General features: G+C 35.1%; 19 protein-coding genes. 2 read left to right on the top strand and 17 right to left on the bottom strand.

Annotated elements, in window-relative coordinates; genetic code table 11:
* Nucleotides 1-7: 7 nt before the first annotated feature.
* The 12 genes from murD to KGI01_RS01520 all read right to left on the bottom strand — a co-directional run bounded on the left by murD (nt 8) and on the right by KGI01_RS01520 (nt 11,707).
* Nucleotides 8-1,366: a UDP-N-acetylmuramoyl-L-alanine--D-glutamate ligase gene (murD, locus tag KGI01_RS01575; protein ID WP_141272710.1), complete on the bottom strand. Its 1,359-nt coding sequence runs from the start codon at nt 1,364-1,366 to the stop codon at nt 8-10.
* 1 nt (nt 1,367) lies between these two features.
* A complete protein-coding gene (gene mraY / locus KGI01_RS01570) occupies nt 1,368-2,339 on the bottom strand; it encodes a phospho-N-acetylmuramoyl-pentapeptide-transferase (protein WP_141272708.1) in 972 nt (323 codons plus the stop codon).
* Nucleotides 2,340-2,487: 148 nt separating this feature from the next.
* Entirely contained in the window at nt 2,488-4,632 is a 2,145-nt protein-coding gene (locus tag KGI01_RS01565) for a penicillin-binding transpeptidase domain-containing protein (protein WP_141272706.1), read from the bottom strand.
* Nucleotides 4,633-4,670: 38 nt separating this feature from the next.
* Nucleotides 4,671-5,066 carry a cell division protein FtsL gene (ftsL2, locus tag KGI01_RS01560; RefSeq protein ID WP_141272704.1) on the bottom strand — a complete coding sequence of 132 codons (396 nt, stop codon included), beginning with the start codon at nt 5,064-5,066 and terminating at the stop codon, nt 4,671-4,673.
* 18 nt (nt 5,067-5,084) lie between these two features.
* Complete coding sequence (rsmH, locus tag KGI01_RS01555; protein ID WP_068455098.1) at nt 5,085-6,023, bottom strand: 16S rRNA (cytosine(1402)-N(4))-methyltransferase RsmH; 939 nt, start codon at nt 6,021-6,023, stop codon at nt 5,085-5,087.
* Nucleotides 6,024-6,447: 424 nt separating this feature from the next.
* The gene (bshC, locus tag KGI01_RS01550; protein WP_141272702.1) at nt 6,448-8,061 is read right to left on the bottom strand and encodes a bacillithiol biosynthesis cysteine-adding enzyme BshC; all 1,614 of its coding nucleotides are present in this window, start codon (nt 8,059-8,061) and stop codon (nt 6,448-6,450) included.
* A gap of 82 nt (nt 8,062-8,143) precedes the next feature.
* On the bottom strand, nt 8,144-8,539 hold the full coding sequence (locus tag KGI01_RS01545) for a DUF3397 domain-containing protein (protein WP_141272700.1): 396 nt from the start codon (nt 8,537-8,539) through the stop codon (nt 8,144-8,146).
* A 59-nt stretch (nt 8,540-8,598) separates the two neighbouring features.
* Nucleotides 8,599-9,360: an enoyl-CoA hydratase/isomerase family protein gene (locus KGI01_RS01540; RefSeq protein ID WP_141272698.1), complete on the bottom strand. Its 762-nt coding sequence runs from the start codon at nt 9,358-9,360 to the stop codon at nt 8,599-8,601.
* 244 nt (nt 9,361-9,604) lie between these two features.
* Complete coding sequence (locus KGI01_RS01535) at nt 9,605-9,868, bottom strand: hypothetical protein (protein WP_141272696.1); 264 nt, start codon at nt 9,866-9,868, stop codon at nt 9,605-9,607.
* A gap of 85 nt (nt 9,869-9,953) precedes the next feature.
* Nucleotides 9,954-10,517: a hypothetical protein gene (locus tag KGI01_RS01530; RefSeq protein ID WP_141272694.1), complete on the bottom strand. Its 564-nt coding sequence runs from the start codon at nt 10,515-10,517 to the stop codon at nt 9,954-9,956.
* 459 nt (nt 10,518-10,976) lie between these two features.
* The gene (gene rpmF / locus KGI01_RS01525; RefSeq protein WP_068455109.1) at nt 10,977-11,150 is read right to left on the bottom strand and encodes a 50S ribosomal protein L32; all 174 of its coding nucleotides are present in this window, start codon (nt 11,148-11,150) and stop codon (nt 10,977-10,979) included.
* Nucleotides 11,151-11,176: 26 nt separating this feature from the next.
* Nucleotides 11,177-11,707 (bottom strand): YceD family protein, encoded by a 531-nt coding sequence (locus KGI01_RS01520; protein ID WP_068455110.1) that lies wholly within the window; start codon nt 11,705-11,707, stop codon nt 11,177-11,179.
* 126 nt (nt 11,708-11,833) lie between these two features.
* Between KGI01_RS01520 and KGI01_RS01515 the strand changes: the two genes are divergently transcribed.
* Nucleotides 11,834-13,021, top strand: coding sequence for a nucleotidyltransferase (locus KGI01_RS01515; RefSeq protein ID WP_141272692.1), 1,188 nt, complete (start codon nt 11,834-11,836; stop codon nt 13,019-13,021).
* Nucleotides 13,022-13,063: 42 nt separating this feature from the next.
* On the opposite strand, the gene KGI01_RS01510 is transcribed toward KGI01_RS01515, so the two are convergent.
* The 4 genes from KGI01_RS01510 to KGI01_RS01495 all read right to left on the bottom strand — a co-directional run bounded on the left by KGI01_RS01510 (nt 13,064) and on the right by KGI01_RS01495 (nt 16,862).
* Entirely contained in the window at nt 13,064-14,110 is a 1,047-nt protein-coding gene (locus tag KGI01_RS01510; protein ID WP_255314702.1) for a SepM family pheromone-processing serine protease, read from the bottom strand.
* A 200-nt stretch (nt 14,111-14,310) separates the two neighbouring features.
* Complete coding sequence (gene coaD, locus KGI01_RS01505) at nt 14,311-14,793, bottom strand: pantetheine-phosphate adenylyltransferase (protein ID WP_068455117.1); 483 nt, start codon at nt 14,791-14,793, stop codon at nt 14,311-14,313.
* Nucleotides 14,786-15,361: a 16S rRNA (guanine(966)-N(2))-methyltransferase RsmD gene (rsmD, locus tag KGI01_RS01500; protein WP_068455120.1), complete on the bottom strand. Its 576-nt coding sequence runs from the start codon at nt 15,359-15,361 to the stop codon at nt 14,786-14,788. The genes coaD and rsmD overlap by 8 nt, the downstream gene beginning before the upstream one ends.
* A 64-nt stretch (nt 15,362-15,425) precedes the next feature.
* Complete coding sequence (locus KGI01_RS01495; RefSeq protein WP_141272690.1) at nt 15,426-16,862, bottom strand: hypothetical protein; 1,437 nt, start codon at nt 16,860-16,862, stop codon at nt 15,426-15,428.
* Nucleotides 16,863-16,917: 55 nt separating this feature from the next.
* Here KGI01_RS01495 and KGI01_RS01490 point away from each other — a divergent pair, with 55 nt between their 5' ends.
* Nucleotides 16,918-17,307, top strand: coding sequence for a DUF7147 family protein (locus KGI01_RS01490; RefSeq protein WP_068455126.1), 390 nt, complete (start codon nt 16,918-16,920; stop codon nt 17,305-17,307).
* Nucleotides 17,308-17,379: 72 nt separating this feature from the next.
* Here KGI01_RS01490 and KGI01_RS01485 read toward each other — a convergent pair whose 3' ends face one another.
* A complete protein-coding gene (locus KGI01_RS01485) occupies nt 17,380-17,652 on the bottom strand; it encodes a YlbG family protein (RefSeq protein ID WP_068455130.1) in 273 nt (90 codons plus the stop codon).
* Nucleotides 17,653-17,731: the final 79 nt, after the last annotated feature.

The following is a 17,731-nucleotide window of genomic DNA, read 5'->3' as shown; positions in this document are numbered from 1 at the left end:
CACTTCCTTAATTTACTTTTAATTTTTTTACCGCTTCAACAAAACGTTCGCCGCGATTTTCAAAACTTGGATACTGATCCCAACTCGCACATGAGGGAGATAATAAAATGGTATCTCCTTCTTCAGATAACGCGTATGCTTTTGGCACAGCATCTTCCATAATTTCAGCTGTTTCAATTACCGATACACCACAAGAGTTTGCAAATTCAGCAAATCGCTCTTTTGTTTCACCGGATACAACTACAGCCTTTACATTATTCATATATGGTCGTAGGGCTTCGAATGAATGCCCTCGATCCAGTCCGCCTGCTAGAAGAATGATTGGTGTATGGAAAGCTGAAAGGGCACTTTTTGTTGCTAATGTATTCGTTGCTTTGGAATCATTATAAAATTTCCGTCCATTATACATACCAACAAATTGTGTGCGATGCTCTACACCTGCAAAAGTTTGCAGCACGTGTGTTAATGCTTCTTTTGGACACGCCATTAAAATAGCTGTTGCTACTACACAAAGTACGTTCTCTAAATTATGTTTACCTGGTAATGCAATTACAGAGCGTTCTAAATAAGGTTCACCCATCCAATAAATCATTTCATCATCTGCACTAATACCATCTTTTAAAATACGGGTAGATGAAAATGGAATTTTTGTAGCTTTAGAAGCCATTACTTCATTTACAACAATCTCTTGATCCGCATTATAAATCAGGTAGTCACTTTCGTCTTGATTACGCGTTACATTAAATTTTGCTTTTGCATAGTCTTCCATCGTACCGTGGTAATCAATATGTGCTTCAAATAAATTTGTCCAAATAGCGATTTTCGGCTTGAATTGCTCTGTACCCATTAATTGAAAAGAAGATAATTCTGTTACAACCACTTCATCTTTTGTCGCTTCTGCTGTAACACCACAAGCAACTGTACCAATATTCCCAGCAATTAATGGATGTAAATTCCCTTCTTTTAATACTTCAAATAATAAAGAAGTGGTTGTTGTTTTGCCATTTGAGCCAGTAATACCAATCATAGGCGCCTCGCTTATACGATAAGCGAGCTCAACCTCTGTCCAAACAGGTAATTTACGCATTAATGCATCTTCTATGATTGGGTTTGTATATGGGATACCTGGATTTTTAACGACTAATTCAAAACCATCATCAAGTATGTCCTTTGGGTGATGTCCACAAATAACTGTAATACCATGTTGCAATAATAATTGCGCATCTTGATTTTCTTCAAAAGGCTTTGCGTCATTTACTGTTACAAAAGCACCTAACTTGTGAAGAAGTTTCGCAGCGGCTACCCCACTTTTAGCAAGGCCAAGTACAAGTACTTTTTTATCTTTCATCGATTCAACCATTTTCATGCTATAAAACCTCCGGTAGCACTGCAATTAACGCACAAATGATTCCGACAACCCAGAATGTCACAACAACACGCTGTTCTGACCAACCTGATAATTCAAAGTGATGATGAATTGGAGCCATTTTGAAAATACGTTTTTTACGAATTTTAAAACTTCCAACTTGTAACATAACAGAGGCTGTTTCAACTACAAACACTAAACCAATTAATAAAAGTAATAACTCTTGATGAGTTAAAATCGATACAATTCCAAGCGCACCACCAAGTGCCAGTGAACCTGTATCCCCCATAAATACTTTGGCAGGGTTTTTATTAAATATTAGAAATCCTAACAACGCTCCCGCCACTGCAAAAGAGAAGATCGATAAGTCTGTTTGGTCTTGTACATAAGCAATTACACCAAAAGCTGCAAAGGCTATTGCACCTGTACCTGCTACCAAACCATCTAATCCGTCTGTTAGATTCACAGCATTTGAGAATCCAACTAACCAAAATACCATAAATAAAATATAAAACGTACCAAAGTTTAATACGATCTCTGTATAAGGTACTGATAATTCATTTGCAAAGCCAGTTCCTTTTAATAAGAAATAGGCTAATACTGAAATAACGATTTGAGCGATTAACTTTTGAAGTGATGTTAAACCTAAATTTCTTTTAAAAATAATTTTCAATCCATCGTCTAAAAATCCAACAATACCAAAACCAAGTAATACGATTAGTAGCACAACGGATTGTACGGTAAATTCGCCATAATAAATACTTACACCAAATGTTGAGATTACAATTGAAAATAGGAAGATAACGCCTCCCATAGTTGGTGTTCCTTGCTTCTTCATATGAGATTGCGGACCTTCTTCACGAATACTTTGTCCGAACTTCATACGTCTTAAAAACGGGATTGCTAATGGTCCAATAATTGCAGAGAATAAAAAACCTGCAAATAAAGTAATTAGCATGATTGAAATTGTCATTCTAATTCTCCTTTAATTACGTTTAAGTACATGTTCTATCATAGTAGTTTCACATTGAAATTTAAAGGTCAAATGGCTTAAAACCTTGTTTTTTTCATGTGTTTTGCAGAATTCATTTGACGAAAAGTGATTCCTTTTAGCTTCTACATTATTTTGTTTTCTTATATTGCTCTTGAGGGGTCTTTAACTGAACTTTAATTTTTTGTTTTGGTTTTACTACCGTTCCTGCGGGCACGCTTTGTTTCTGTACATAACCACTTCCACTAATTTCAATGTTAAGACCACTTAGTTCTTTGAAAGTAAGGAGATCTCGAAGTGACCATCCTTTAAAGTCTGGTAGCGTTACATCTCCATATGTTTTCAAGAATATTTTGTTACCTTTTAAAAGTGGCGTATTTTTTTGTGGATATTGTTCTGCTACAGCTAAACCATCTCCAATAACAACCGGGACAAACCCTTCTTTTGTAATAGCTGATGTTGCTGCGTTTGTTTCTTGTTGTGCATAATCTGCTATTTTTACAGAATCATTTTTTTTCTGTTTCGTTGTACCTACATTTAAATATTTTAAGCTACTTTCCATAACTGCATTGAAAATTTTAGAAGTTGGTTCTGATCCCCCTTCTGTTACCTTCAATTTTGGCTTCTTCACTGCTACATACATGACCAATTTCGGGTCTTTCGCAGGTGCCATACCTAAGAAAGAATATAAAAATTGATTTTTCCCCCATGAATAGCCTCCAGAGGAGTTAGCTACTTGTGCTGTCCCTGTCTTCCCAGAAACTTCATAATCAGTACTTGCAAACTTCTGCGCTGTTCCTTTTTCTGAAGTTATAGTCGTCGCTAAGATACGTCTCACTTCTTTCGCTGTATCTGCTGATACAGGTGAGCTTTTTACTTTAGGCTTGTTTTCTTTCACAACTTTTTTTGTGGTTGGATTTACAATTTTTTGAATAACATATGGTTGCATCATTTTACCGTCATTTGCAATCGCAGATACTGCTTGGATTAGTTGAATTGGTGTAACAGTCGAGCCTTGACCATACGTGGTCGTTACTTTATTAATTTTATATTGATCTAAAATTTGACCAGTTGCCTCTTTCGGTAAATCAATTCCTGTTTTTTCGCCAAAACCAAATTTATGAATCGATTTAAGGAAATAGTCTTCACCAATTAAATTCAATAAATTAGCCATCCCTACATTCGAAGATCGTTGAATCCCCTCTAAATAACTAATACGCCCCCAACCAACTTGATTTGCATCACGAATAACGCGATCTCCTACACGATACTGTCCTGACATGAAAGTTGCATTCTCGTTCCATACGCCCTTTTCAATTGCAGTTGCTAACGTAAATATTTTCATTGTAGAACCAGGTTCAATTGTAATTTGCGTTAATTGATTTAACCAACTTGAGTTAATTCCTTCACCTGTTTGCGGATTATATGTTGGACGTTGAGTAGACGCTAAAATCTCACCTGTTTTAGGGTTTGCAACCACTGCTACAATTGATTCAGGTTTGTACTCTGCATCTACACGTGATACTTCATTGTCTAAAATACTTTGAATCGTTTGATCAATCGTTAAATAAATTTCATCCCCATCTTTTGCTGGTGTCACTAATTTATCAGTTCCAGGAAGTAAATACCCCCATCGATCAATTTCAAAGTTAGCAGTACCATCTTTTCCGGCTAACTCCTGATTGTACGTTTTTTCAAGACCTGCTTGTCCCACTTCTATGTACTTAAGTTTTCTCTCATCCCATACTTTTTGTGTAAAGCCAATAATATTAGATGCGAAAACTCCTTTTGGATAATAGCGTTTCATTGTTTCTTCAAACTCAATGCCAGGTAATTTTTCTTTTTCAATCTGCTGTTTAATATCGTAAGGTAAGTCACGTCCTGCAGATTTAAATTCAACTTGGTAAGGTGTTTCGCCTTTTGCTGTTTTACGCATTAAAATATTCAATATTTCAGTTTCTTTCAAGTCTAAATAACGCGCTAAAACTTTTGCTGTTTTTTCTTTATCATGTACATGACGATATTGTCCTTCCGGCATACCTTTAGATGCTTTAGGAGTAAGTACAGCCGTAACATTATAACTTACTACATTCGTCGCAATTACCGAACCATTACGGTCTAAAATCTCGCCTCGTTTTGCTTTTTGTACCGTTTCAATATCATGACGATTTTTAGCTTCTGAAACTAAATCATGTCCATCAACTTTTCCAACCACCTGAATATAAAATACTCTCAAAAACATAAGCAAAAATAAGAAGCCAAAAATGACTAGCATTAAAAAGGCTCCTTTTCGTCCAAATCGTCTATTATTATTCATTCTTTTGTCACTGCCTTAACATTGTCAGAGTTTGGTGTTAAACCTAATTCCTTCGCTTTTTGTAAGAAATGTTCATATGTAGACTTTTTAGCGATTTTATTTTCAAGTACTTCATTTTCTTTTTGCAATGTTTTAATTTCTCGGTCAACTTCAACATTTTTAATCGTTGTTTGGCTAATTGAAGATTGCAAATTCAAACTAACTAATGATGTCGCAACAACAACGATAATCATCATCACTGTTAATATTTTTTCACCCTTCGTCCATTTTCGTCGTCGTGGTCGATGGCTCGGCTTCGGTATCTGTTTTTGCGGTTGTTGTGGTTGAACTCTCGGTTGAACAGGTGCTGTCTGTGTATAATCTCTTTGTGGTCTAAACTGTGGTGCTGCCATCGTCTCACTCCTCATCTTTTATGATTTGATTTTTTCAATTACACGTAATTTTGCTGATCTCGAACGATTATTTACAGCAAGTTCTTCTTCAGTTGGAAGAATTGGTTTACGGTTTACTAGCTTATATTTAGGTTGCAAGTGGTCTGGAATAATCGGCAGACCTGGTGGTAATTCTGGAACAGATGATACTTCTTTAAAAATTGTTTTTGTTAAACGATCTTCTAAAGAATGGAATGTGATAACACTTACACGTCCACCTACATCAATGACATCCAGTGCTTGTTGAAGGGATTCTTCCGCTGCACCTAATTCATCATTTACAGCAATTCGAATTGCTTGGAAAATTCGTTTCGCAGGGTGCCCACCTTTACGTCGTGCTGCTGCTGGAATACCTGCTTTAATTAATTCAACAAGTTGTCCTGTTGTTTCAATCGGTGATTTTTCACGTGCTTCTTCGATTTTACGTGCTACTTGTTTTGAGAACTTCTCTTCTCCATAACGATAAAAGATACGAACAAGTTCCGCATATGACCATTCGTTCACTACTTCAAAAGCTGTTAGCGGAGCTGTTTGATCCATCCGCATATCAAGTGCTGCATCTTGATGATAACTAAATCCACGCTCTGCATTATCTAATTGCGGGGAAGATACACCCAAATCATACAAAACACCATCTACTTTTGAAATCCCTAAATTCGCAAGCTCTTGTTGTAAATAACGAAAATTAGAATGAACAAATGTTACACGGTCTATGTATGGCGCTAATTTTATTTTTGCATTTTCAATTGCTGTTGTATCTTGATCAAAACAAATCAAGCGTCCTTGTTCAGAAAGTTGTTGTACAAGGTATTCACTATGACCTGCTCCACCAAGTGTACAATCTACATAAATTCCATCCGGACGAACGTTCAATTCATCGACTGTTTCCTTTAATAATACTGTTGTGTGATTGAACATGTTCAAATCCTCCATATTTCTTAAATCTTTTATTTATTCGTAAAACCCTTTAACTATATCGGTTTTTATTCAAATAATTTTATCATACACAAGTAAATAAAGTCCTATGTATGAAATTAATGTACCACATTCCTTGCTTTTCCACCACCATATACGGTAGTTTAACTAAATTTCACATCAACATATAAATTTAGCATGGGTAAATTCAGTGTTATTCAGTTGTTTTTATATTTTTCTATTATTTTCCAGTAATATACTATACTCTTTTACCTGAAAGTACAACTATATACTTAAAAGTTTTTCAGTTCTTTAGACTCAACATTATTCCATATAAAAATTGCACACTTATTATTTACCCATTCTTTTACATAAAAAACATAAAAAATAGGTTTTAGCATTTTTTGAGCTAAAACCTACTTTACGCTTATAAATAAATAATTTGATGCAACTTAGATGTTTTTAGAGATAATGTGAATAAATCACGAATAAATAGTTTTCCATATTGATTTAAGTAAGGGAACGGCGTGTAAACACGTTCTTGGAATCCCCCCATCGGAAGTAATTCCTGTTCCACTTGTTCAAAACGACGATAAGCAACATCATGTTTTAAACGGACATCTTTTTCAATTTGTTTCATTAAGAAGTCAAACTGTTCTTTATGAAAAGCAAGATTCTTTTTCACAACACGCTCTACATGTAAATCATGTTCTTCAATATGACGTTGAATTATTTCGTATTGTTCAGCTAGCAATCGCTTCGCACGTTCAATCGCTTCTTTCGCTTCACGATCATATACTTTAGCATCAAATGCTTCTTTTTTCGAAGAAATACCACCTTCAATTGCTTCTTTCGCAGTGAGACCGATTAATTCTAAATTAGAAGCTGTCTCTCTCGTTACATAAGTAAAGTTCATACGTGGTGTGAAGATTGGCACACGTAAGCCTAGTACTTCAAAACCATCTTTCAAAGTAGCCCAGTATGCAAGCTCACCTGCGCCGCCTACGAATGATAAAACAGGTAATACCATTTCTTGCATCATTGGACGCGTCACAACATTATTACTTAAACAGACTTCTTCATCTACTAACTGCATTAATTGTTCTTTCGTAAAGCGAACATTAGCAGATTGATTCATAAAATACCCATCATGTCGTGTTAATAAATAACGCTCTCCATCACGTACATAGAATAGATTCGCTGCATTTTCTGTCGCACCAATCGGCGAACCGTATCCTGCTTCTTCTAAATCTCTCTCACGCTTCGTCACAACTGTAGCAATCTCTGCCGCATGCTCAATTAAACGTTTAAAATAAGGCGCTTCATATTGACGCAGTGCTGGATCTGCAGCATCTAAATATAGTAACCCCTGCTCTTTAAATAAGTCATTCATTAATTTCACGAAGAAATCTGTATATGTATGACTTGTTTGAGCAACTTCTAAAACATATGCTAATAATTCTTTTGTATAAGCTGTTTCACCGAATTGCTTAAATAGCTGCTTAATCCATTTCTCTACCTCATCTAGACGAAGCTTCGTTGCAGAAGCCATCGTTTTAACACGACCTTCTTCTACATATGTGTGTTTTAATAAACGATTACCTGCTGCATAGAATGTATGGTTAATCTCATCTAAATCATGATCTTCTCCTGCCACCCAAAAAATCGGCACAACAGGTACACCCAATTGTTCGCGTTGTTCTTTCGCTAACAACAATACAGAGATTGCTTTATTAACCGAATAAAGTGGCCCTGTTAAAAGACCTGCTTGTTGGCCACCAACAACTGCTACTGCATCTTGTTCTAATTCTTTTAAATGTTGCTCGATTTTTTCAGATGTTGCAAATTTTTGCATATATTGACGCATCACACTGACTAATTCTTTTCGACGAATCGGGTGTTGCTTTAATTCTTGTAAACGCGCTTCAAAAGCGGATTGTTCATTTTTGAAATGAAAAAAACGACAAATTGCTTCTTGCTGATTTTGATAATCTTGAAGTAATTGGTTTGTATTTTCCACTTGTACTTGTTCCAATTTCATTATTACGTTCTCCTCTTCAAACAGTGAATATGAAAAGTATAGCACTATCTAGGTCGTTGTAGAAAAAAACTGCTCACTGTCTTTAAAATAATTCAATAGATTTTAAAATAGCATAGACGAGTAACATAGTTAAATAGATACTTGATAATACTAAAAAAAGAATCCGCCAAAATTTTTTAAAGATTTTCGCTACTTGTACTTCTGGATTCTTGTACCATTTGCGAAGTACAATCGCCATAAAAGTAAGCGTAACAAGAATCTGAATGAGAACACCTAAATCATAGCCATATACTGTTTGACAAAGCGCTTGAATTGAAAATAGTAATATACATGTTGTGACATCCATCGCTCGATGCATCGCATTTCCTTTTGTACGTTTGAATCTTTTCAATAAGAAAAAAAGAAAAAAGAACACTAAAAAAGGATAGAGTACGATGAGATGAAGGACGCTAAATAATACACTCACTTGATTACACATCCGTTCTGTTTATTCTTACATCAGTATAATAAGTGCATTTCTAGATTTCAATGTTATCCTTATTTCGATTTTGCTAAAAATCGTTCTACTGCTTCTAAATGCGCATCTGCTTCCCATAATTTCGCACATTGCGCCACTTCTTCCATTACACGTTGTTTTAAATTTTTCTCCGTCCACTTACGTATTTCAATCTCTTTATAAGCACGATGTACGCCAGGATTAATTTTACGCATATACTCAATAAATTGATCTAATGCTACAAATTTATCCCCATCATAAATCTTTGTCGCAAAGCCCACTTCTTCTAATTGTGCACTATCATAAACTTGTGCATCGACTAACATTTTTAATGCGCGGTCATGACGGAGTCCACGTTCAAATAAATATGTTGCACCGCCCCAACCAGAAGTGATTGCTAATGTACCTTGGATAAAACCACACTTCGCTTCACGTGCAATGATACGGAAGTCGCAAGCAGTGGCAATTTCACAACCACCACCAACTGCTGCACCATTAATTAAGGCAATTGTCGGAATAGGTAGCGTTGCCCATTCATATAAGATTTCTGCCATCTTACTGAGCATTGAAAAAGCCTGTTCTTCTGTCACAAGCGAATGGAACTCTGCTAAATCTCCCCCTGAACAAAAAGCTTTTTCACCACTCCCTGTAATCACTAAAAAACGCACCGTATCATGTGTATGTACGTAATGAATCACTTCTTTAAATCCTTCCATCAACTCATCATTAATCGCATTGCGGCGTTTTGGTCGATTTAATGTAAATAATAGTACGCCTTCTTTTTCTTCGATTGTATAACTCATACAAACACCCCTTTTTATGAATAATGGTTCATTATTACCTAGTAATAGCGTAGCGTTTTTTTGAAATGAGCGCAATATTTTTAATTTTTACATAAAAAAACATATAAAGTGATCATTCACCTTATATGTCTCTATTTAAACTAAAATCATACCTGGTTCTACTATAACTACACGTTTCAACAACTTTATAATATTAATTGTCCTAATAATAATATTTAAAAACTTTAGATTAAACTTCTTTCAATTAATGATTTTCATTTTCTATACTACTACTTTTTTCAATTTCTTTCTTTTTTTGCAATGTTTTCGCTAAATCTGAATCAATATTGCCATCTAACTTCTCTAATAATTCTTCAAATCTAACTTCTAATTCACAAATATTTTTCGCTAAAGAGCCATGTGCCTTATTTTGTGTTTTTTCATAATAATTCCCTTTACTCAGCTTATTTAAAATTTGTTTAATATTAGATATTTCATAAGAATATTTGCGAGTATATTTTCCATGCATTTTCTCACCTCATATATTATATTATTAGTTTTGGAGCATCTTGAGAATAAACTTGTAACTAAATTCCCCTTATTGAACATACTATTTAATTATTTTCTAATTTAAATTCTTCTACGAGATCCAAAATATAATTGTACTTGGTAGCAAGCGTTTTATAATCGTCTTTATAAATCCTTAAATACGTAGAATCATTTTTCGAGCAGTATTCTATTAAATAATTATAAGAAACACTTCTATGAGTTATAGCTTCCGAAATAAATCCATAAAGTTCTTGATCTGCCTCTGTTACTGGAATAAGTTTTATGCTGTTTAAATTTCTTTTTCCTTCTTGTACGAGTTTCAAAAGTTTTGCAAGGTTTTCTTCGTCAGAAAGATAATTTGAATCATTTTGAATTTCTCTTATCATCTCATTAATCTCTCCTGTAGAAGTTATAAATTCTGTATCAATATAATTTTTAACTCCGTCATAAAAAGCTGGAGATATCGTTCCATCTTGTACACCTTCTGGATATTCTGATAAATTAGCTTGCGAAGAAACCGAAATAGAACCAACATAACTTTCTGAATCATTAGATTCTTTATCCGAACCACATGCTACTAAAAATAAAGACACAATTAAAACGGATAACGAATAAATACTTTTTTTCACATTTAATCTCCTAATATGCATTTTTAGTAAATAATAACATATAATACTTATTAAGTTAAGTTTATTTTAGTTTTAAATTACAAATTTGATTAAATTTGATTTTCTATTTAGATTATTCAACGTATTTATTAACTGCCCCACTATATATCAATCGGATAAACATCTCCTTACAAAAACTTTGAATTATAAACTTCGTATTTTAATGAGAATAGAAAATAATAAAGACACGATTTTCTAAAAAGAGAATACAATGCGTGAACGCTGAGAAAACGACTCCTACTGAAAGTGGCATGAACTGAAAACTCCACAGGATCGAAGCGACGAGGAGCTTAAAGCTATGTACACAGAAAACGTTTTTCGAAGAGAAAAGTGATGATTAGTTTTTCTAAAAACAAAAAGAAAAAGACCGTTAAAGAGCCATGGTCTCTTTAACGGTCTTTGTAAGTGCAAATACTGTAATTATTTGCTTACTACTTCTTTACCTTTGTATTGTCCACATGCTTTACATACGTGGTGAGCTAATTTTAGTTCGCCACAGTTAGAGCAAGCTACCATACCTGGTACAGCAAGTTTGAAATGCGTACGACGTTGACGTTTCGCAGTTTTAGAAGTTCTTCTAAATGGTACAGCCATTGATGATGGCACCTCCTTACAGATATTTATTCATCTGTTTGATCAAAATACTTAGCTAAATCAGCCAGTCTTGGATCCACTTTTTTTTCGTCTTTTTCAGACTGTTGAGCAAGTTCTTCGTCCGTAGTATATGACCAAGCGTCATTTTTCGGTTGAATGATTTGCGCGTCTTCCTTGTACACTTGCATTGGAATCTCTAATAGAATTAGTTCTTCTAATACAGGTGTGACATCGATAACATCTCCCTCTACAGGATGAACATTATCCTGTTCGTCTTCACCAGCAATTTCGCCCCATCTGAAAATTTCATCTGATTCGAAATCAAGCGGGAACACGACATCTTCCCATGTACGAGAACAAGGAAGCGTTAATTCACCAGTTACATGAAAATGACAGTTCATTTGCTCTGCACCAAAGGTACAAAAGCCTTTTACATGAACAGGTGTAATATGGCGAATATCTTTATTACGAGACATTACACCATCCAGTTGAACAATTTGATCAACCGGCATCCCGTTTTGGCGATATTTAGATAATTGTGGGATTGCCCATTTCATATTTTATCACCTCAAGACAACAGAATTGATTATATAATGTGAAATAATAGATGTCAAGATATTTTCTTGTCACTACTATATAACTCTGTTTATAATCATAATTACTATTATAAAGGAGGAACGCCAATGATTGCAACAGGAGTTATTGTGGAATATAATCCCTTTCACAACGGGCATCATTATCAAGTGAAAACAGCACGAAAAGAGACGCAAGCTGATGTCTTAGTTGCTGTGATGAGTGGGCATTTTTTACAGCGCGGTGAACCTGCTTTATTAAACAAATGGCAACGAGCGAAAATGGGGCTTCAAAATGGTGTAGACCTCGTCATTGAGCTTCCCTATGCTTTTGCAACTGGTCATGCAACGGACTTTGCATATGGTGGTGTTACGTTATTAGAAGCATTAAATTGTCAGTCAATCTCTTTTGGTAGCGAGAGTGGGCAAATTGAGCTATTTAAAAGCACATATGACGCTTTTGAGCAACATCACGAGCAAACTCAACAAATCATTCAAGAAGCAGTTAAAAAAGGTTTAAGCTATCCTCAAGCGCTTCAAACTGCACATAAACAGATTCAGTCACAAACTGAACATAAATTACTTGATTTAGCACAGCCTAATAATATACTCGGATATCATTATTATGAACAAATACAAAAACATCAATATCGTCTACAATCAACCACTGTAAAGAGAAAAGGTGCAGGCTATCATGACGATGTAGATGACCGTAAAACGATTGCAAGTGCCACAGGAATTCGAAAGGCTCTTTTTGAAACCAAGCAATTAGAGACACTCGAAAAATTTATGCCGTCTACAGCATATGACATATTAAAAGGAGCGCAAAACTACGCAAGTTGGGCACATTTTTATCCATTCTTTCGTTTCACAGTATTACGCATGAAGCCTGAGACTTTGCGTCAGTATGTCGATGTGTCAGAAGGAATTGAATTCTTATTTTTAGAAGCTGCAAAAGAGCATGCAACATTTGAAGGCTTTATGAAACATGTAAAATCAAAACGATATACATGGACGCGTCTGCAACGTATGATGACGCATATACTTGTCGGCTATACAAAAGAACATCGAGCAATATTTCAAACACCGTCGTATATTCGTGTACTCGGCATGACAGAAAAAGGCCAACAATATTTATCACAAGAAAAGAAAAGACTAACATTACCTTTAATCAGTCGCATTCCTAAAAAACATGATGACATGTTGGCGCTAGATTTGCGTGCAACTGACTTATACATGATTGGAACAGGTGCCAATACCACACGCCTCGACTTCCAAACACCACCAATTCGCTTATAAAAATAACCTCCAACGCTGAAGTGTAGCATTGGAGGTTATTTTTTATTTTTGTTTTAATTCATTTAAATAAGTCATCGCATCATCTAATGTTTTCACAGGAACGATTTCCATTTTACTATCAATTTTTTTTGCTGTTTCTTTTGCAAGTTCATAGTTTGATTGAATATCTGGAACTGCTTTTTTCATTTCAGGTGTAATTTCATCATCTGGCGCAAAGAAAATTTCGATGCCTTGGTTGTTTGCGGCAATGACTTTTTTATCAATACCACCAATTCTTCCGACTTTACCATTCTCCAACATCTCACCTGTTCCAGCAATTTTATAACCTTTTGCTAAATTGCCTGTTGTTAATTGATCGATAATTTCAAGCGTGAACATCAAACCAGCTGAAGGTCCACCAATTTCATCTGAATCAATCTTCACTTCTGGTGTAGTTGAAATCGATTTACTGTCTGAGAATGTAATACCTAGACCAACCTTACCTTTTGCACCTGGTATTGGTTTTAACGTGACATCTTTTGTATAAACTTTGTCATCACGTTTAAATGTTAAGCTTACACGCTCGCCATCTTTTTTGTCTGCTAAGTAATCAACTAATTGTTGGTGTGTTTTAATTTTCTCACCATCAATTGCTTTTACTTCATCTCCTGCTTTTAAAACATTTGAGGCGGCCGCATTTTCTAACACATAAATCACATAAACACCTTTGTAGTCTACTTTATATGGTCTTCCTAGCGTTTTAAAGGCCATATATTTCGCATTAAACTGCGAGTCGGTCATGAGCTTCAATTGTCGTAAATTATACTCTGTATCGGACTCTTCTGGTGCACGTACTTCTTCTTCTTTTAAAATATCTTTTTCATCTGAGAACTTCGCCAATACATATGTAAAAGGCGTTGCCCCACTTACAGCTACAGTCATCATACTGAGCGATCCATCTGTCGGCGTTTTCGCATCCTCTACCTTTACATACTTCGTTAAATCATACGCCGCTCCTGGAGACATAATGTAATAGTTTAAAGGATAGACAAAAAACGTCACAACCATAGCTAAAATGACTAAAAATAAGGCAAACTTCTTTTTCGACACCCTCATGCACCTCCTCTTTCGATATAAATGGACGTTTTGATGAATATTTTGATTCCACTTCTTTTTTATTCTATCATTTTTTTCTGTTTTGTAGATAGTTTTCCGCAAAAAAAGAAACGTTTGTTCTCATTGTTTTTCAAAAAAAAAAAAAACAGCCACCAACTTAGGTAAGTTGTTATGACTGTTCTTTTACCCTTATCTTACGCTTTAAACTTCTCTTTTAAAGCTTTATTCACAATCGCAGGCACAAGGCTCTCGATATCGCCTCCGTACTGTGATACTTCTTTTACAATACTTGAGCTTAAAAATGAATGTTGATTCTTCGTCATAATGAAAAACGTCTCAATATGATGATCTAAATAACGGTTCATTGATGTAATTTGCATTTCGTATTCAAAATCCGAAACAGCACGTAATCCACGAACAATGACATGCGCATTTTTTTCTTTCGCATAATGAATTAATAAACCTGAAGACGACTCTACTTTTACGTTTGGCATATCTTTTGTTACTTGTTGGATTAAATCGATTCTTTCTTCTACGTTAAACAATGGTTTTTTTGCTGAATTGTTCATAACGGCTACATAGACCACATCAAAAATGTCTGCTGCACGTTGAATGATGTCTAAATGACCATTTGTAATCGGGTCAAAGCTACCTGGAACGACTGCAATCTTATCCATGTTCATCCCCCTCTTCCTCCATCAGTCGATAGAACGATATAATCGTACTACCATACTTTTCTTCACGATATTTTGTAAAGTTTTCGACTTGCTCAGGTAGCTGTAATTCAAAATCATGTTCACAAACAATCACGCCATCTGGATGAATGATATTATGTGTAATTAATTCTTTTACTAAATCATAATAAACATGCTTTTTATATGGTGGATCTAAAAAGATTAAATCCGCTTGAAATTCTCTTTTAATGAGGTGCTTCAACGCTCTTGTTGCATCATTACGATAAATTTCTGCACGATCTTCATAGCGACATTTCTGGATATTTTCTTTTAAATTTTGAAATGCACGACTATCTTTTTCAATGAATACGCCTTTTTCCATCCCTCTACTTAGCGCTTCAATACCAAGTCCACCACTACCTGCAAATAAATCTAACACAGTTCCTCCATGAAAAAAAGGACCTAATATATTAAATAGTGATTCTTTCACTTTATCTGTAGTAGGTCTTGTCGTTACACCATTTACTGCTTTCAGTGGCATTCCTTTTCGTTCGCCAGAAATTACTCTCATTTTGTCACCAAGCCTTTATAAAATAATAATCAGTGAGGACGGCCCCACTGACTATTATTGTACATTATTTTTGTTCGTTTAGTTCAATACGATCTTCTTTTTTCTCAGGTATTGTACGGAATAGCTTGATTAACCAACCTTCTTCCACATAATAGGTTCCTGCTATTTTAATAAGCGGCTGAACACCTGGAACGTCCTGTCGTAAATCATTATAAACATAAAAATCATATGGCTCTCCTGGGAATCGGAACGAGCGTGAAGCATTCTTCACATAATATCCATTCTCTCCAATTCGTGCATCATATCCTAATTGTTTTAATAATGGGTTTGCTGTATAGAGTATCATATCATCTTTTAATATAATTTTGACATTATCCACTTTTTGTCCATTCACATAAATCGGACGTTTTTCTTCAAACATTAGTGGCACAACTGCTTTTGCATTCGCTTCATTCATTTGGAAATAAGACGTTTTTAACTGTAAAATATCGCTCAGCAGTCTGTCCAATACAGAAGATGTCACTTTCTTACCTTCTAATTCTTGTAAACCATCTTTCCATTGTGTTCGTTGATTCGAACTAAAATAATCATTTAATGTTTTAACCATTGTTCGGGCTTTTGAATTCCCAATCAGTGTATTCGTTTCAAATGATGCTAATATACTCGATAGCACTTGATCTTGTTGATTAATTTGGTATTTCCTCTTTACTTGCGTTACTGCTACACGTTCTTGCAGTGCTGATTTTTCAAGCGTATTCGTAAATAAAATACGGCTACCGCTTTTTTGATTAGAAGGTGTTTCGATAATATCCATATGGTTACTATTCAATAACTCTAATTTTGATAAAGCTTTTGTTAAGTTAGCAGGCTGTGTTCGCGTTGAATAAACGGTTAATTCGTCACTCTCGAACGCTTTCTTCACTTTATTTTTCGACCAATACAGCTCATACACCCCGCCGTTACCTGTGAAGTAAGCATAGTCTACTAAATTAAGTGACTGTTCTCCGATTTTCGGAAGTCCAGTAAACCATTGACCACCTTTACGGTTTTCATCAATAATTTGCAACTTCGTGTTCAAAACAATCCCTTGTTTCAACGTAAGGAACATCTCGTCATATAACTTCCCTGACTCAAGACCACCTTTAGGGAGTGGTATACGATATGAGATAGACTGTGTAGTCTCGGTTCCTTCTTTAAAACCATTCACATTACTTTTAAAACGTGAACAGTTCTTTTTATCTTCTTTACCTTCTGCATCTTTTGGACAAGCCTTTTGCTTTGCAGCTTCCGGCCATAGAATTGTCATTTCTTGTTCAGGTAAATTTTTAAATGTATGCTTTACGTAAAAAGCATTTCCTTTATGCTTGATTTCAATATCTTGTGTATAAGAAAAGGCTTTTTCTGTATCAGCTGGATTTGTCGAAAAGACATGGTACTGAAAGGACAGAAGAATACCATTGATGAATAACAAGATTGAAAATAAGATGGCTGCAAATTTCATGTGCGAATCCTCCTGCATCATGATACTATATTTTAGGAAAGGAAGTGTTATAAAAATGATTCAAAGATTTATCGAGCTAGGACAAGGCTATGGTGATTTATTCGAGCTTTGTGAGCTAATGAAAACAAATCACAATCGAATTCATCATACCTTCGTCTTCGTCTCAGAAAAAGACGGTAATAAAGTTGCTTCAGTTGCAGTTGCACTAAAGCCTGTTGGCGAAAGCAAATTCATGCCAATTTATATTTGTCGCGAAGGGATTCCATATAATCCTGAAAAACAATCTAAACGTTTTGAGATTTTCGAAAACGCTGTAAAAGAGCGCGATCAATTACTGATTACGTTAGAAGTAAAGCATTCATCTATTTATGTAGATCCAACGCTTTATTATCAATACCTAATTGGTGTTCTTCGACTTTATCACTATATCCCTTATCTTCATTAGGCTACACGACCTTACGTAAACATAGCCAAATATGACTATTTTCTATTTGTATCGTCCGTAGAAGTAAAAGTTTTAGAGTCCAGTTTTATAATCGTACTCTTTTGCTTTATCTGGTTTTGCATTTTCAAATTCTGTATTTACAAATCGACGATAGGATGGCACAACCGATTTAACATAGGGTAAACGAGATACCTTATTCATTGTAGCTTCAATCTCATCATAGTCACAGTAAATGACAACATACTTCATCTTACGTGATATATAGTGTACATGACCATAACGACGTAAAGATTTCGCTTGCTTCAAGTGGTGTACATAGACAATTAATCCTTGGCGCTCTTTCATTAGTAGGCTACCCCCATTTCTATGTTTCAAGAATACCATAGCGAAGAATTTAGAATCAACCAGCGTTTAAATGACAGAT

The sequence above is a fragment of the Kurthia gibsonii genome, assembly GCF_006539985.1.
Taxonomy (GTDB): Bacteria; Bacillota; Bacilli; order Bacillales_A; family Planococcaceae; genus Kurthia; species Kurthia gibsonii.
Note: the sequence above shows the minus strand (reverse complement) of the source record. Positions and strands in the feature narration are given on the sequence as shown.

Coding starts and splice junctions, on each gene's coding strand:
- KGI01_RS01495 (WP_141272690.1), bottom strand. CDS start 16,862: ATGAAATTTGCAGCCATCTTATTTTCAATCTTGTTATTCATCAATGGT.
- coaD (WP_068455117.1), bottom strand. CDS start 14,793: ATGGATAAGATTGCAGTCGTTCCAGGTAGCTTTGACCCGATTACAAAT.
- rsmD (WP_068455120.1), bottom strand. CDS start 15,361: ATGAGAGTAATTTCTGGCGAACGAAAAGGAATGCCACTGAAAGCAGTA.
- bshC (WP_141272702.1), bottom strand. CDS start 8,061: ATGAAATTGGAACAAGTACAAGTGGAAAATACAAACCAATTACTTCAA.
- mraY (WP_141272708.1), bottom strand. CDS start 2,339: ATGACAATTTCAATCATGCTAATTACTTTATTTGCAGGTTTTTTATTC.
- rpmF (WP_068455109.1), bottom strand. CDS start 11,150: ATGGCTGTACCATTTAGAAGAACTTCTAAAACTGCGAAACGTCAACGT.
- ftsL2 (WP_141272704.1), bottom strand. CDS start 5,066: ATGGCAGCACCACAGTTTAGACCACAAAGAGATTATACACAGACAGCA.
- KGI01_RS01540 (WP_141272698.1), bottom strand. CDS start 9,360: ATGAGTTATACAATCGAAGAAAAAGAAGGCGTACTATTATTTACATTA.
- KGI01_RS01565 (WP_141272706.1), bottom strand. CDS start 4,632: ATGCTAGTCATTTTTGGCTTCTTATTTTTGCTTATGTTTTTGAGAGTA.
- KGI01_RS01535 (WP_141272696.1), bottom strand. CDS start 9,868: ATGCATGGAAAATATACTCGCAAATATTCTTATGAAATATCTAATATT.
- KGI01_RS01520 (WP_068455110.1), bottom strand. CDS start 11,707: ATGAAATGGGCAATCCCACAATTATCTAAATATCGCCAAAACGGGATG.
- rsmH (WP_068455098.1), bottom strand. CDS start 6,023: ATGTTCAATCACACAACAGTATTATTAAAGGAAACAGTCGATGAATTG.
- KGI01_RS01485 (WP_068455130.1), bottom strand. CDS start 17,652: ATGAAAGAGCGCCAAGGATTAATTGTCTATGTACACCACTTGAAGCAA.
- KGI01_RS01545 (WP_141272700.1), bottom strand. CDS start 8,539: ATGTGTAATCAAGTGAGTGTATTATTTAGCGTCCTTCATCTCATCGTA.
- KGI01_RS01515 (WP_141272692.1), top strand. CDS start 11,834: ATGATTGCAACAGGAGTTATTGTGGAATATAATCCCTTTCACAACGGG.
- murD (WP_141272710.1), bottom strand. CDS start 1,366: ATGAAAATGGTTGAATCGATGAAAGATAAAAAAGTACTTGTACTTGGC.
- KGI01_RS01490 (WP_068455126.1), top strand. CDS start 16,918: ATGATTCAAAGATTTATCGAGCTAGGACAAGGCTATGGTGATTTATTC.